Raw genomic sequence first — 12,891 nt, 5'->3', positions numbered from 1 at the left:
AAGGTGCAGGCAAAAACGCAGGGTAGAAAGCCGGCCATTCTAACCGGCCGCCGAGGGCGCTGCCTGTCGGGGGGATGACTACGCGAAGGGCGCCGAAACCTTGCTGCCGGCGCCATGCCAGGTTCGCCGAGCGCAGACGAAAAAGGCCCGCCAGTCCGAAGCCGTAAGGGGAGGGGAGCATACGTACTTCGTCTGGACTGGCGGGCCCAGAACGATTGTTACGCTTTCCATGTTGCCTTGCAACAACAAATTGCTCGGCAACCGCGACTGCACCGGAACAGTGCGTTTAGCGGGCCGATTTCTTCGCCGCGCGCTTTGCTGGTGCTTTCTTGGCGGGGCGTTTGCTGGCTTTCTTGGCGGCCGGACGCTTCTTCGGCGCTGCTGCGCCGCCGAGCCTGCGCAGTTCGCTGTTGAGCGCATCCACGCGGTCGAGCAGGGCGCCAAGATCTTCGCGGCTGGGTACTTCCAGCCGGCGCAGGGCGCGTTGCACGCGCTCCTCGAAGACTTTCTCCAGCCGGTCCCAGGTATCGGATGCGCGTTCGCGCGCCTGCCCGACCGTGGTTTCAACCGCATCGCGAACCGCATCGACGCGACCGCCGGCCAGCTTGCGGGTGGTCTGCTCCAGCGACAGGCCTTCCTTGACCAGCGTTTCGAACAGCTTGGTGCCCTCGGCCTGCGCGCGGCCGAAAGCGCCAACGCCGGCCAGCCATACCTGCTGCGCGGATTCGCCCAGGTTCTTGGAGAGACGCTCGGCCTGCGCCTGCAGGTTGTCGTTCTGCGAGGAGGCGGACTTCTTGCGTGCGGATTTTTTCAAAGTGGCCATGGGTTTCCGTTGCCGGTTGGAGATGTGGCGCCAGAATCGGCGGCTTGTCTAGAGCTTTCACACCAGCGGCGGGGATCAGGCATGACGCTGCTGGCGGGCTTTCGGCGCGCGTCTTTGCGCAAGCAGGTTATCGACATCGTCGAGCGCGCGGCGCAGACGCGCGGTGGTTTCGGTCATCCGCGGCGGCCTGCCCAGGCCGTCGAGAATCGAGCGCTGGCGATCGTTGATGATGTCCTCGCGCAGGCCGATGCCGTGTGCGGCCAGCATGGGCCGCAGTACATCGGCGCGCTTGCGCAGATCGTCCAGGGTGTTGCGGTAGGCCAGCTGGCAGACGCGGTGGCGCGAGGAAAAACTGAAGAGATTGGTGAAAAACAGCTCGCTGTCGTGGGCGTTGGGTTCGAACAGCAACTGGTCGATGTTCGGGTACTGGCGCGGGTACTTCTCCATGCCAATCTGCATGCGCGACTGCAGCAGCGTGCGCAGCGTCTGCGACAGCACCGCCGGCAATCCGCCGCTGGTGAGCCGGATCTGTTCGGCTTCGCCGGCCCGCGGCGCGGCATGGGTGGCGTCGAACGGGACCAGCGGATTGATGCCGATCATCAGATCGATGCCGCGATCCAGCACGGTGGAACCATGCATGGTGCGGCGCAGCGCACCGTCCAGGAAATGGCGGCCGTTGATTTCCACCGGCGAATACAATCCGGGCAGCGCCGAACTGGCCTGCACCGCCTGCGAAATGGGCACTTCGTCCCAGCCGGGTTCGCCGAAACGCACGGCTTCGCCGCTGTCCAGATCCACCGCCACCACGAACAGATCGGCATCGAGCTTGCGGAAGTCGTTGCTGCGTCCGCGGCGGGAAAAGATGTCGCGCAGGAAGCTTTCGACGCCGGTGTTGTCGAACAGCCCGGTAGGCACCAGCCCGCCGAAGCGCAGCAGCAGGTCCGACCAGCGCGTGGCCTTGCGCGGGTCGCGCAGCAGCCGCCGCAACCAGTCGGCATAGAGGCCGGGCAGGGTGGCGGCGCGCTGCAGGTATTCGTCCAGGTTGGGGCGCAGGAACGTCTCGGGCCGGAACTGCGCGTCGTCGCTGGTGCCGGTGATGAAGATGCGGCAGATCTCGGCGGTATCCATCCGGTTGGCCAGGCCCGCGGCCAGGAACGCCCCCGAGCTGACCCCCACGTAGCAGTCCAGGCGGGTCGGATCCAGGCCGTCCAGCGCTTCGTCCATCGCGCGCAAGGCGCCCAGTTCGTACATGCCGCCGATCGGGCCGCCGCCGGCGACGGCCAGTCCGATACGGCCGCCGCTGCCGCGTTTTCTGGCGCTGTGAATCGAAAGCATGCATGACCCGTTGACCGACCGATGCCGGAGTGTAGCCGACCTGCCGTTGCGCTTGCGGCGGGGGGCGCGGCTCCGGATGATGGCGGCATGGCGCGCAACAACCCCCTGATCGAACGGCTGGAACGCCGGCTGGCCTGGCACCGGACCCTGCACGACCATCGATGCGAACCCCGCAATGGCCTGCGCTGGTTGCCGGAACTGCGGCGCTGGCAGGCGGCGCGGCTGGAAGCCAGTTTCGAGCACTTCCTGAACGACCCGCGCCGTCGCGCCGCTGCGCTGTTCTTCCTGACCGATGTCTATGGCGACCACGATTTCAGCCGGCGCGACGCCAACGTGGCCAAGGTGGTGCCGATGATGCAGCGGTTGCTGCCGGCGACGGTGCTGGAGACCGTTGCCGACGGCATCGAACTGGGCGCATTGACCCATGCGCTGGACCTGCGCATGGCCGCGGCCTTGCAGCGGCTGGCGCCGAACCGCAAGCGGCTGGACCCGGACCTGTACGCGCGCGCATACCGGGAGGTGGGCTATCCCCGCCTGCGTGGCCATCAGATAGATCTGATCGCCCACCTGGGCGTCGGGCTGGCCAGGGCGGTGCGCATGCCCGGAGTTTCGACCCTGCTGCGCCTGTCGCGCGGCCCGGCCAAGGCCACCGGCCTGGGCGAACTGCAGGGATTTCTGGAGCGCGGCTTTGCCGCGTTTTCCGCGTTGGGCGACGGCAAGGCCTTTGTGGCGGACATCGAGCGGTCCGAGCGCGAGGTCTCGCGAAGACTGTTTGCCGGCGAGGCCGATCCCTTCGCCGGCTAGAGCGTGTTATGGCCTTCGCACTCACCCCAAAGGCCATAACACGCTCTAGCGCATTCCCGGCCGCGTATCGAAGACGCGGCCCGGCCGCCGTCAGCGCCTGATTTGTCCCCGGTTCAGTCGAACTTCTCGTCCAGCACCCGGCGGATTTCCGATTCGATGGGGCCCTTCATCACCGACAGCAGAAATCCCAGGCGGGCGGTGACGTGCAGCGCCTTCGGCAGCAGCGCGATATGCCCCTCCACGCCGGAGCGGTTGAAGTTGAGCGTGTCGCCCTGCCATTCGTAGCTCATCTCGAACCGTTCCGCCAGCTTCCTGGCGACATCCTCGACGGCCTTGCGCGCCTGGCTCGGACTCTTGCTGTGCGGGTGATGGATGTCGATATGGGACATGAGGCCGTTTCCTGGAGCGGGGGCGGTATTGTGCGCAACCGGACCGCCGACTCCAAGCCGCGGCGCGGCAACGGCCGGCTTTACGTTTGCCCGCAAACTGATAGTCTGCTGCGGCGTGGAAAACCTGCGACTCCATTTCGTCAACCGGCAACAGCCCGATCGTCCGCTGCATACGGGCGTGCACCGCGTCGTCCGCGAAGCGGCCGGCACCCTGGGCGTGGGCGATCAGGCGCAGGGCGCGCTGATGGCGCGCATCTGCGTGGACCGCCGCGGCCTGTGGCTGCAGGTCGCCAACGGCATGCGCGGCGTCCACGTCAACGGGCGTCCGGTACAACGGATGGCGTTGTTGCGCGCCGGCGATTCGGTCTACCTGGATGGCGCCGAAATCCTGGTACAGGCCTCGCACCAGGACGTGGACGCGGTGCCCGAGCGCAATCCGGCGCAGGCCGGCGACCCGCGCATCGTATTGCGCGGGGTCGGCGGACCCTACCATGGGCTCAGCTTCCCGCTGTCGCAGCCGCTGCTGGTCGGGCGCGCCCGCGACGCCGACATCCGCATCGACGATCCGTTGTGCGCCGAACGCCACGCACAGCTCGAATTGCGCGGCGAGCGGGTGCTGCTGCGGGATCTGGCCGGGGGCGAAGGCAGCGCCGTCAACGGGGTTCGCGTGCGCGATGCGATGCTGGCGGCGGGCGATCAGGTCGTGTTCGGCCCGCAACACCGCTTTGTCGTGGAAATCCCCTGGCTGGCGTCGGCCAGTAGCGCGCAGGAGAGGACCGAAGACGACGATGCGAGTGCCCCGCCGGCCGCGCCCGAGCCGCAGGTCGCGGCTTCGTCCAGGCGTTGGCCGTGGTTGCTGCTGGCCGCAGCGCTGCTGGCGGCGGCGCTCAGCGCGCTGCTGTTGTTCGGCGCGCGCTGAGGCGTTTCCACAGGCGCCATCCCAGCAGCGCCGCAAGAATGGCCGCGTACAGCAGCGGTTCGCGGATGTCGGATTTCACCAGCCACCAGAAGTGCAGCACCGCCAGCGCGCCGATGGCGTAGATGAGCTTGTGCAGCCTGCCCCAGTTGCGGCCGAGCCGTTTGATCCAGCCCTGGGTCGAAGTGACGGCCAGCGGGATCAGCAGCAGCCAGGCGCTGAAGCCGACGGTGATGTAGGGGCGTTTGGCGATTTCCTCGAAGATCTGCGTCCAGTAGCCGCGCAGATCGAGCACCAGGTACGCGCTCAGGTGCAGGCTGGCGTAGAGGAAGGCATACAGGCCCAGCATGCGGCGGAACCGGATCAGCACCGGTTGCCCGGTCAGCTGCCGCAGCGGCGTTACTGCCAGCGTGATCATCAGCAGCCGCAGCGCCCACAGGCCGGTGCGATGCTCGATTTCCGCCACCGGGTCGGCGCCCAGGGCGTCGCTGCCGGTCTGCCAGACGTCGTAGAACTGCCAGGCCAGGATGCCCAGCGGCGTCAGCGCCAGGGCATGGACCAGGGTTTTGGCGGCGATGAGGCGGGGGGAGGCGGCGCGCAAGATCATTCGGTCCTAGGAGGTGTGGAATCACTGCACCAGTAACACCATGCCTCCACTCAATACCACTTCTTCAGATCCATCCCCGCATACATCGACCCCACCTGGTCCGCATAACCATTGAACATTTTGGTCGGGATGCGCTCGGCGAACAGCTTGCTTGACGTGCCGGCGATGCGGCGTTCGGTCTTCTGGCTCCAGCGCGGATGGTCCACGGATGGATTGACGTTGGAAAAGAAGCCGTATTCCGAGGGCTGCAGATCGTGCCATGCGGTTTCCGGCATCTTCTCGACGAAGCTGATCTCGACGATCGACTTGATGCTCTTGAACCCGTACTTCCAGGGCACGACCAGCCGCAGCGGCGCGCCGTTCTGCTGCGGCAACGGCTTGCCGTACAGGCCGGTGGCCAGCAGCGTCAGCGGATGCATGGCCTCGTCGATGCGCAGGCCTTCGCGGTACGGCCAGTTGATCGAGCGGTAGCGGATACCGGGCATCTGTACCGGGTCGGCCAGCGTGGTGAAGGCCACGTACTTGGCCTTGGAAGTGGGTGCGAACTTCTTCAGCACCTCGCCCAGCGGCACGCCCTGCCACGGAATCACCATCGACCAGCCCTCCACGCAGCGCAGCCGGTAGATCCGTTCCTCCGGGGCCAGCCCGGACAGCAGGTCCTCCAGCGCTATCCGTCCGGGCTTCTCGCATTCGCCGCTGATCGCCACGTTCCACGGCGAGGTGCGCAGGGTCTTGCGGGCGGTGGACGGATCGGCCTTGCCGGTGCCGAACTCGTAGAAGTTGTTGTAGGTGGTGACGTCCTCGTAGCGGGTCAGCTCCTCGCTGGTGCGGAAGCCGGAGCGGGCCTGTTCGGGCGTGACCGCTGGCCGGGGGGCTGGCGGGGGTTCGGCATCGGCGCAGCCGGCCAGGCCCAGCGCCGGCGCCATCGCGAACAGCCGCAACAGGTTGCGGCGGTCGCGGTAAACCGCCTCGTCGGTGATTTCCGAGGCGGGAATCCGTAGCGCATCGCGGATGGACATGGGGGTCTCCTGGTGGCCCTGACCTGGGATAGAGGTAGCGGCAGGGCAAAAGGTTTCGCGCCGGCTGCCGGCCGCTGACGCAAGGTTAATCCCGAAGCGGAGAGGCGAGGACGCGGATCCTGCGCAATCGCCCGCCCGGCGGCGCATTGTTGGGAAAGGTTGCCCCTGCAACTGATGCGCTGCGGCATACTACGGCGTCCCCATTCAGGTGCTTTATGACGCGCGCGTACAACTTCAGTGCCGGTCCCGCCACCTTGCCCGAGCCGGTGCTGCGCCAGGCCCAGGCCGAACTGCTCGATTGGAACGGCGTCGGCGCGTCCATCGTCGAAATCAGCCATCGCAGCGCCGAGTTCATCGCCGTGGCCAGCCGGGCCGAAGCCGACCTGCGCAAGCTCATCGGCATCCCCGAAGACTATGCGGTGCTGTTCCTGTCCGGCGGCGCCACCACCCAGCAGGCGCTGCTGGCGCTCAATTTCGCCGCGCCCGGCCAGGTGGTCGACTATGTGGTCACCGGGCACTGGGGCAAGACCGCGATCCGCCAGGTCAAGCCGTATGTGACCGTCCACGTCGCCGCCGACGGCGAGCCGGGCGGCTTTCGCGACATTCCGCCGCGGGCCGGCTGGCAGCTCAGTCCCGACGCGGCCTATGTGCATATCACCGCCAACGAGACCATCCACGGCGTGGAATTCCGCGATACGCCGGACGTGGGAACCGCGCCGCTGTTCGCCGATTTCAGCTCCAGCATCGCCTCCGAGCCGCTCGACGTGTCCAGGTACGGCGTGATCTACGCCGGCGCGCAGAAGAACCTGGGGCCGGTGGGGGTGGCGGTGGTGATCATCCGCCGCGACCTGCTGGAGCGCAGCGGCCAGCCGCGCGCGGACATCTTCGACTACCGTTCGCACGCGGCCCGCGATTCGATGCTCAACACGCCGCCGACCTGGAACTGGTATCTGGCCGGACTGGTGTTCCAGTGGATGCTGGCCGAGGGCGGAGTGGAGGAATTCGCCCGCCGCAATGCGCTGAAATCGCAGCTGGTCTACCAGGCCATCGACGGCTCCGGCGGCTTCTACCGCAACCATGTGGCGCCGGCGGTGCGTTCGCGGATGAACATCCCGTTCTTCCTGCCGGACGAAACGCTGACCGCGCGCTTTGTCAGCGAGTCGAAGGACGCCGGCCTGCTGGCGCTGAAGGGCCACAAGGCGGTCGGCGGCATCCGCGCCTCGCTGTACAACGCGCTGCCGGTGGAAGGCGCGCAGGCGCTGGTGGCGTTCATGCGCGATTTCCAGCAGCGCAATGGTTGAGATGGATGTGGATTGTGGGAGCGACCTGAGTCGCGACCGGATTTACCGGTAAAGCCACATCGCGACTTACCTCGCTCCTACGGACGCAGATCGAAAGGAACATAAGCCTCATGGCAGAAAAGCCCAAAAAACCGGCGAAGAAAAAAACCGCCCAGCCGGTTGTGCCACCACCGGCGCTGGCCGACGTGCGCAACCAGATCGACAGCATCGACCGCCAGATCCAGGCGCTGATCGCCGAGCGTGCCCGTTTTGCCCACCAGGTCGGCAAGGCCAAGGGCAAGCTGGCCGCGGCGGTGGACTACTACCGCCCCGAGCGCGAGGCGCAGGTGCTGCGGATGGTGGTGGATCGCAACGAAGGCCCGCTCAGCGACGAAGTGCTGGTGCACGTATTCCGCGAGATCATGTCGGCCTGCCTGGCCCAGCAGGAGCCGCTGAAGATCGGTTTCCTGGGGCCGGAAGGCACCTTCAGCCAGCAGGCGGTGCTCAAGCACTTCGGCCGCTCCGCGCACGGGCTGCCGCTGGCCAGCATCGAGGAAGTGTTCCAGGAAGTGGAAAACGGCAACGCCGATTTCGGTGTGGTGCCGGTGGAGAACTCGGGGCAGGGCACCATCCAGGTCACGCTGGACATGTTCCTGACTTCCGACCTGAAGATCTGCGGCGAAGTCGAACTGCGCGTGCACCAGTACCTGCTCTCGCGCAGCGGCCGCATCGAGGACATCGAGCGCATCTATTCGCACCCGCAGTCGTTCGCGCAGACCTCGTCGTGGTTGCGCGCCAACCTGCCCAAGGTCGAGAAGATTGCGGTCTCCAGCAACGCCGAAGGCGCGCGCCGCGCCCGCAATGCCGACGATGCCGCCAGCATCGGCGGCGAAAGCGCCGGCCATGTCTACGGCCTGAAGAAAGTCGTGATGAGTCCTATCCAGGACGATGCCGACAACACCACCCGCTTCCTGGTCATCGGCCGCAGCATCTTCCCGCCGTCCGGCCATGACCGCACCTCGGTGCTGGTCTTCATCCACGACAAGCCCGGCGCGCTGTTCGACGTACTCAGCCCGTTCGCGCGGCACGGCATCAGCATGAACCGCATCGAGTCGCGGCCCTCGCACCATGCCAAATGGGAGTACGGCTTCTTCATCGACCTGGCCGGCCATGTCGAGGACGAAGGCATGAAGCAGGCGCTGGCGGAGCTGAAGGCGCATTCGGCGCAGATCAAGGTGCTGGGCTCGTATCCGGTGGCGGTGCCTTGAGGCGGGAATAGGAAAGCGTGAATAGGGAATCGGCAAAGCGATCCCGACGTCCGCGTTCCTTTGGCCTCGCTTTTTTCCATTCCCCATTCCCTATTTCCGATTCCCAATGACAAAGCAAGATTGGATAGCGTCCCCCGGCAGCCCGTTGCGCGGCGAGTTGGACATTCCCGGCGATAAATCCGTATCGCACCGGGCGGTGATGTTCGCGGCGCTGGCCGACGGCGTCTCGAAGATCGACGGCTTCCTGGAAGGCGAGGACACCCGCGCCACCGCGGCCATCTTCTCGAAGTTGGGCGTGCGTATCGAAACGCCGTCGGCCTCGCAGCGCATCGTGCATGGCGTCGGCATCGATGGCCTGCAGGCGACCAGCGAGCCGCTGGACTGCGGCAATGCCGGCACCGGCATGCGCCTGCTGGCCGGACTGCTGGCGGCGCAGCGCTTCGACAGCGTGCTGATCGGCGACGCGTCGCTGTCCAAGCGCCCGATGCGCCGCATCACCGGGCCGCTGGCGAAGATGGGGGCGCGCATCGATACCGGGGAAGGCGGGTTGCCGCCGCTGCGCATCCACGGCGGACAGGCGCTGCACGGCATCGACTACACGCTGGAAGTGGCCAGCGCGCAGGTCAAGTCGGCGCTGCTGCTGGCAGGGCTGTATGCCGAAGGCGAAACCATCGTGCGCGAGCCGCACCCGACCCGCGACTACACCGAGCGTATGCTGGCCGCATTCGGCGTGGAGATCGAATTCTCGCCGGGCTTCGCGCGCTTGCGCGGCGGCCAGCGCCTGCGCGCCGCCGATATCGCGGTGCCGGCGGATTTTTCCTCGGCCGCCTTTTTTCTGGTGGCCGCCAGCATCGTGCCGGATTCGCAATTGCGCCTGCGTGCGGTGGGCCTGAATCCGCGCCGCACCGGCCTGCTGACCGCGCTGCGGATGATGGGCGCGGACATCCGCGAGGAAAACCGGCGCGAGCATGGCGGCGAGGTGGTCGCCGACCTGGTGGTCAACCATGCGCCGTTGCGCGGCATCGAGGTACCGCAGGCGCTGGTGCCGGACATGATCGACGAGTTCCCGGTGCTGTTCGTGGCCGCAGCCTGCGCCGACGGCCCGACCGTGGTGCGTGGCGCGGCGGAGCTGCGGGTCAAGGAATCCGACCGGCTGGCAGCGATGGCCAACGGCCTGCGTGCGCTGGGCCTGCGGGTGGACGAAACTGCCGATGGGGCGACCGTTTTTCCCGGCCCGCTGCACGGCGGCAGCATCGACAGTCATGGCGATCACCGCATCGCGATGGCGTTCGCCGTTGCCGCGCAGCGCGCCGTCGGCGAGGTCCGGGTCGACGATATCGCCAATGTGGCGACTTCCTTCCCGGGCTTCGATACGTTGGCGACCGGCGCGGGGTTTGCGCTGCGCAACGGTTGATTCCGGTCCGCTACGATAGTTGACGCAAAAAAAGAGCCGGGGAAGCCCAGCGGCTTCCCCGGCATACAGGGTGCGGCGGAGAGAGAGTCAGATCGGTTTGAAGTCCACCGGCACCTGTACCACGCTGGTCGTGGCCCTGCCGTCGCGCATGGCCGGTTCGAAGCGCCAGCTGCGCACGGCATTGAGCGCGGCGCGATCCAGATCGCGATTGCCGCTGCGGCGGGCGACCTTCACCTCGACCGGTTTGCCGCTGGCGTCGATTTCGGCGCGCACCAGCACCGTGCCGCCAATGCCGGAACGCAACGCGGCCGGCGGGTATTTCGGGGTGACGTTGCTGGCCAGCGGGCGCGCCTGACGGTGCTGGGCGACCGCCGGCTTGGCGGTGCGCTTGCTTGCGGTGGAGGTTGCGGCGGGGCGCGGTGCCGTGGCCGCTGCGGGCTCATCGACGGGTACGGTTTCCTCGACGGGCGCCTGTTCCACCAGCGGAGCAATATCGCCCGCGCTGCGCTGGCTGGTGAACCAGATGGCGGCGGCCGCCACGGCCGCTACCGCCAGCAGCCACCACAGCAGCGGCCGGACCGGCCTGGAATCGTGCCGTGATTCGACCGCGGCGGTGTCGTCAACATGGTATTGGTTGGGAACCTGCGACATAACCACCTCCTGTTTCGCTGAACGCGTTTTTGCTACGCGTCGAGTCTTGCATGGAGGTTTGTTGCCAGCGCGTGACCGCGCGGTGAAGGCCGCGTCAGCGATGGCCAAAGGTTCATCGATGTCGAAAGCCGGTTCAGTTTTTGGCCACCGGCTGCGGGGGGTCCAGTGCGGAAACGCGCTAACGGGTATTGAAATCGATCGGAACAATCAGGCTGGCCGGCACCGGCTGGCCGTTCTGCTGGGCGGGATGGAAGCGCCAGCGTTTGACCGCATCGACCGCGGCGCGGTCAAGCGCGCGCGAGCCGCTGCGGTGCTCGATGCTGACCTTGCGCGGCATGCCGTCGGTATCCACGTCCACCCGCAACAGCACCGTGCCGGTTTCGCCGCGGCGCATCGCCGAGGCCGGGTAGGCCGGGGCCGGCGTCTGCCCGGGGATGGGAACCGGGCTGGCGCCCGGCGCCAACGCTATCGGGGAAGTTCCGGGAGCCGGCGGCGCAACGGTCGTGGCAGGTTCGACAGGGGGCGCCGGCGGCGGTGCAGTTTCGACCAGTTGCGGACGTTCCTCCTCCGGCGGCGGCTGGCGCGGTTCTTCCATGCCGCTGGCGCCTTCGCCTGCCGGCATCGGCTCGGGCAGGGCCTCGACGATGCTGTCCTGGGTGCCGGTGGCCACCGGTTCGGCGGTATAGAAACGCTTGTCGCGTCCGGCCCACCAGACCGCGAGAAACAGCAGCAGGCCCACGCCGAAGGCGATGCCGGCGATGACCAGAGCGCGGCGCGGCAGGCGGAACACGAATTCGGAGGGAGCGCTGGAGCTGGAACGTTCGCTGGGGCTCGACATGGGGTTCACCGGATGACTCGGTGCGATTCTGGCACAGGCGCGGTCAACCGGGCGAGGCATCGCCGCGCGGATGGGCGATAATGCCGGCTTCCTTCCGCTTTGCAGCCGCTTTCATGCTCGATCCCGTCCTGCTCCGCACCCAGACCGCCGAACTCGCCCAACGCCTGAAGGACAGCCGCGGCTTCGAGCTGGACGTGTCCTCGCTGGAGTCGCTGGAATCGGCGCGCAAGCAACTGCAGACCCGCACGCAGGAACTGCAGAACCTGCGCAACACCCGCTCCAAGGCCATCGGCCAGGCCAAGGCCAAGGGCGAAGACGTCTCGGCGCTGATGGCCGAAGTGGCCGGTTTCGGCGACGAGCTGAAGGCTTCGGAAGCCAGGCTGGAGCAAATCCGCGCCGAAATCGAAGCCATCGCGCTGGGCATTCCCAATTTGCCGCACGCCAGCGTGCCCATTGGCGATGACGAGCGCGGCAATGTCGAACAGCATCGCTGGGGCACGCCGCGCGCATTCGATTTCCCGGTCAAGGACCATGTGGAACTGGGCGCACGCCACGGCTGGCTGGACGGCGATGCCGGCGCCAAGCTGTCCGGCGCGCGCTTCACCGTGCTGCGCGGCCAGCTGGCCCGCCTGCATCGGGCATTGGCGCAGTTCATGCTGGATCTGCACACCGGCGAGCATGGTTATGAAGAGACCAATGTGCCGTTGATCGTCAACCAGGAATCGATGCAGGGCACCGGGCAGTTGCCGAAGTTCGAGGAAGACCTGTTTTCCACCGACGTGGGCGAAACCAGGCGCTATCTGATTCCCACCTCGGAAGTGTCGCTGACCAATATCGTCCGCGACGAGATTCTCGAGGACGACGCACTTCCGCTGCGCATGAGCGCGCACTCGCTGTGCTTCCGCGCCGAGGCTGGCAGCCATGGCCGCGATACCCGCGGCATGATCCGCCAGCACCAGTTCGAGAAGGTGGAACTGGTGTCCATCGCACGCCCGGCCGAGAGCGACGATGAGCACGAACGCATGACCCGCGCCGCCGAAGCGGTGCTGGAAAAGCTGGGCCTGCCGTACCGGCGCATGCTGCTGTGCAGCGGCGACATGGGCTTTGCCGCCAGCAAGACCTACGACCTGGAAGTCTGGCTGCCATCGCAGGATACCTACCGCGAGATTTCCTCGTGCTCCAACTGCGGGGACTTCCAGGCCCGCCGCATGCAGGCGCGCTGGCGCAACCCGGCCACCGGCAAGCCCGAGCCGGTGCATACGCTCAACGGTTCCGGCACCGCCGTGGGCCGGGCACTGATTGCGGTGATGGAGAACTACCAGAACTCCGATGGTTCCATCACCGTGCCCGAGGTCCTGCGTCCGTATATGGGCGGCGTGGAAAGCATCGCCTGATCGACCAGGTCGATCGGCTGCTGTGGGAGCGACGTGAGTCGCGACGAAAAGCAGCCAAAACCTCTGTGGCATGAGCTTGCCGCGGCAAGGCGCGGATTGGGCACCGGGTGTTTGCACGCGCTCATCCGCATGATCAGTGTCCGGGTCTCTGTT

Annotated in this window: 13 protein-coding genes; 6 read left to right on the top strand and 7 right to left on the bottom strand. The window is 66.9% G+C overall.

The window, feature by feature from the left end:
• Positions 1–286: 286 nt before the first annotated feature.
• Together CRO39_RS04700 and CRO39_RS04695 are read right to left on the bottom strand one after the other, a co-directional pair.
• A complete protein-coding gene (locus tag CRO39_RS04700) occupies positions 287–823 on the bottom strand; it encodes a phasin family protein (protein WP_097120661.1) in 537 nt (178 codons plus the stop codon).
• 75 nt (positions 824–898) lie between these two features.
• Positions 899–2,158 (bottom strand): patatin-like phospholipase family protein, encoded by a 1,260-nt coding sequence (locus tag CRO39_RS04695; RefSeq protein ID WP_097120660.1) that lies wholly within the window; start codon positions 2,156–2,158, stop codon positions 899–901.
• A gap of 87 nt (positions 2,159–2,245) precedes the next feature.
• On the opposite strand from CRO39_RS04695, the gene CRO39_RS04690 reads away from it, so the two are divergent.
• Complete coding sequence (locus CRO39_RS04690; protein WP_097120659.1) at positions 2,246–2,962, top strand: DUF8198 family protein; 717 nt, start codon at positions 2,246–2,248, stop codon at positions 2,960–2,962.
• Positions 2,963–3,075: 113 nt separating this feature from the next.
• Here CRO39_RS04690 and CRO39_RS04685 read toward each other — a convergent pair whose 3' ends face one another.
• Positions 3,076–3,351 carry a polyhydroxyalkanoic acid system family protein gene (locus CRO39_RS04685; protein WP_097120658.1) on the bottom strand — a complete coding sequence of 92 codons (276 nt, stop codon included), beginning with the start codon at positions 3,349–3,351 and terminating at the stop codon, positions 3,076–3,078.
• 115 nt (positions 3,352–3,466) lie between these two features.
• On the opposite strand from CRO39_RS04685, the gene CRO39_RS04680 reads away from it, so the two are divergent.
• Positions 3,467–4,270, top strand: coding sequence for an FHA domain-containing protein (locus CRO39_RS04680; protein ID WP_097120657.1), 804 nt, complete (start codon positions 3,467–3,469; stop codon positions 4,268–4,270).
• On the opposite strand, the gene msrQ is transcribed toward CRO39_RS04680, so the two are convergent.
• Together msrQ and msrP are read right to left on the bottom strand one after the other, a co-directional pair.
• Positions 4,239–4,874 carry a protein-methionine-sulfoxide reductase heme-binding subunit MsrQ gene (msrQ, locus tag CRO39_RS04675; protein WP_097120656.1) on the bottom strand — a complete coding sequence of 212 codons (636 nt, stop codon included), beginning with the start codon at positions 4,872–4,874 and terminating at the stop codon, positions 4,239–4,241. The two genes, CRO39_RS04680 and msrQ, sit on opposite strands and share 32 nt — an antisense overlap.
• Before the next feature lie 50 nt (positions 4,875–4,924).
• On the bottom strand, positions 4,925–5,893 hold the full coding sequence (msrP, locus tag CRO39_RS04670; protein ID WP_097120655.1) for a protein-methionine-sulfoxide reductase catalytic subunit MsrP: 969 nt from the start codon (positions 5,891–5,893) through the stop codon (positions 4,925–4,927).
• A 215-nt stretch (positions 5,894–6,108) separates the two neighbouring features.
• Here msrP and serC point away from each other — a divergent pair, with 215 nt between their 5' ends.
• From serC to aroA, 3 genes are all read left to right on the top strand, one after another.
• The gene (gene serC, locus CRO39_RS04665) at positions 6,109–7,194 is read left to right on the top strand and encodes a phosphoserine transaminase (RefSeq protein ID WP_097120654.1); all 1,086 of its coding nucleotides are present in this window, start codon (positions 6,109–6,111) and stop codon (positions 7,192–7,194) included.
• Between the two features lie 110 nt (positions 7,195–7,304).
• The gene (gene pheA, locus CRO39_RS04660; RefSeq protein ID WP_097120653.1) at positions 7,305–8,441 is read left to right on the top strand and encodes a prephenate dehydratase; all 1,137 of its coding nucleotides are present in this window, start codon (positions 7,305–7,307) and stop codon (positions 8,439–8,441) included.
• 106 nt (positions 8,442–8,547) lie between these two features.
• The gene (gene aroA, locus CRO39_RS04655) at positions 8,548–9,855 is read left to right on the top strand and encodes a 3-phosphoshikimate 1-carboxyvinyltransferase (protein WP_097120652.1); all 1,308 of its coding nucleotides are present in this window, start codon (positions 8,548–8,550) and stop codon (positions 9,853–9,855) included.
• A gap of 87 nt (positions 9,856–9,942) precedes the next feature.
• On the opposite strand, the gene CRO39_RS04650 is transcribed toward aroA, so the two are convergent.
• Both CRO39_RS04650 and CRO39_RS04645 read right to left on the bottom strand, forming a co-directional pair.
• Positions 9,943–10,506 carry an energy transducer TonB gene (locus CRO39_RS04650; RefSeq protein WP_097120651.1) on the bottom strand — a complete coding sequence of 188 codons (564 nt, stop codon included), beginning with the start codon at positions 10,504–10,506 and terminating at the stop codon, positions 9,943–9,945.
• Between the two features lie 178 nt (positions 10,507–10,684).
• Positions 10,685–11,344: an energy transducer TonB gene (locus tag CRO39_RS04645; protein WP_097120650.1), complete on the bottom strand. Its 660-nt coding sequence runs from the start codon at positions 11,342–11,344 to the stop codon at positions 10,685–10,687.
• 113 nt (positions 11,345–11,457) lie between these two features.
• On the opposite strand from CRO39_RS04645, the gene serS reads away from it, so the two are divergent.
• Positions 11,458–12,738 carry a serine--tRNA ligase gene (serS, locus tag CRO39_RS04640; protein ID WP_097120800.1) on the top strand — a complete coding sequence of 427 codons (1,281 nt, stop codon included), beginning with the start codon at positions 11,458–11,460 and terminating at the stop codon, positions 12,736–12,738.
• Positions 12,739–12,891 lie beyond the last annotated feature (153 nt).

The sequence above is a fragment of the Pseudoxanthomonas wuyuanensis genome, assembly GCF_900215535.1.
GTDB classification, from domain to species: Bacteria; Pseudomonadota; Gammaproteobacteria; order Xanthomonadales; family Xanthomonadaceae; genus Pseudoxanthomonas_A; species Pseudoxanthomonas_A wuyuanensis.
The sequence above is the reverse complement of the archived record's forward strand: the minus strand, read 5'-3'. Positions and strand labels throughout refer to the sequence as shown.

Excerpts from the sequence above, each read along its gene's own strand:
- msrQ (WP_097120656.1), bottom strand. The coding sequence starts at position 4,874 with ATGATCTTGCGCGCCGCCTCCCCCCGCCTCATCGCCGCCAAAACCCTG.
- msrP (WP_097120655.1), bottom strand. The coding sequence starts at position 5,893 with ATGTCCATCCGCGATGCGCTACGGATTCCCGCCTCGGAAATCACCGAC.
- pheA (WP_097120653.1), top strand. The coding sequence starts at position 7,305 with ATGGCAGAAAAGCCCAAAAAACCGGCGAAGAAAAAAACCGCCCAGCCG.
- CRO39_RS04685 (WP_097120658.1), bottom strand. The coding sequence starts at position 3,351 with ATGTCCCATATCGACATCCATCACCCGCACAGCAAGAGTCCGAGCCAG.
- CRO39_RS04650 (WP_097120651.1), bottom strand. The coding sequence starts at position 10,506 with ATGTCGCAGGTTCCCAACCAATACCATGTTGACGACACCGCCGCGGTC.
- serC (WP_097120654.1), top strand. The coding sequence starts at position 6,109 with ATGACGCGCGCGTACAACTTCAGTGCCGGTCCCGCCACCTTGCCCGAG.
- aroA (WP_097120652.1), top strand. The coding sequence starts at position 8,548 with ATGACAAAGCAAGATTGGATAGCGTCCCCCGGCAGCCCGTTGCGCGGC.
- CRO39_RS04690 (WP_097120659.1), top strand. The coding sequence starts at position 2,246 with ATGGCGCGCAACAACCCCCTGATCGAACGGCTGGAACGCCGGCTGGCC.
- serS (WP_097120800.1), top strand. The coding sequence starts at position 11,458 with ATGCTCGATCCCGTCCTGCTCCGCACCCAGACCGCCGAACTCGCCCAA.
- CRO39_RS04645 (WP_097120650.1), bottom strand. The coding sequence starts at position 11,344 with ATGTCGAGCCCCAGCGAACGTTCCAGCTCCAGCGCTCCCTCCGAATTC.
- CRO39_RS04695 (WP_097120660.1), bottom strand. The coding sequence starts at position 2,158 with ATGCTTTCGATTCACAGCGCCAGAAAACGCGGCAGCGGCGGCCGTATC.
- CRO39_RS04700 (WP_097120661.1), bottom strand. The coding sequence starts at position 823 with ATGGCCACTTTGAAAAAATCCGCACGCAAGAAGTCCGCCTCCTCGCAG.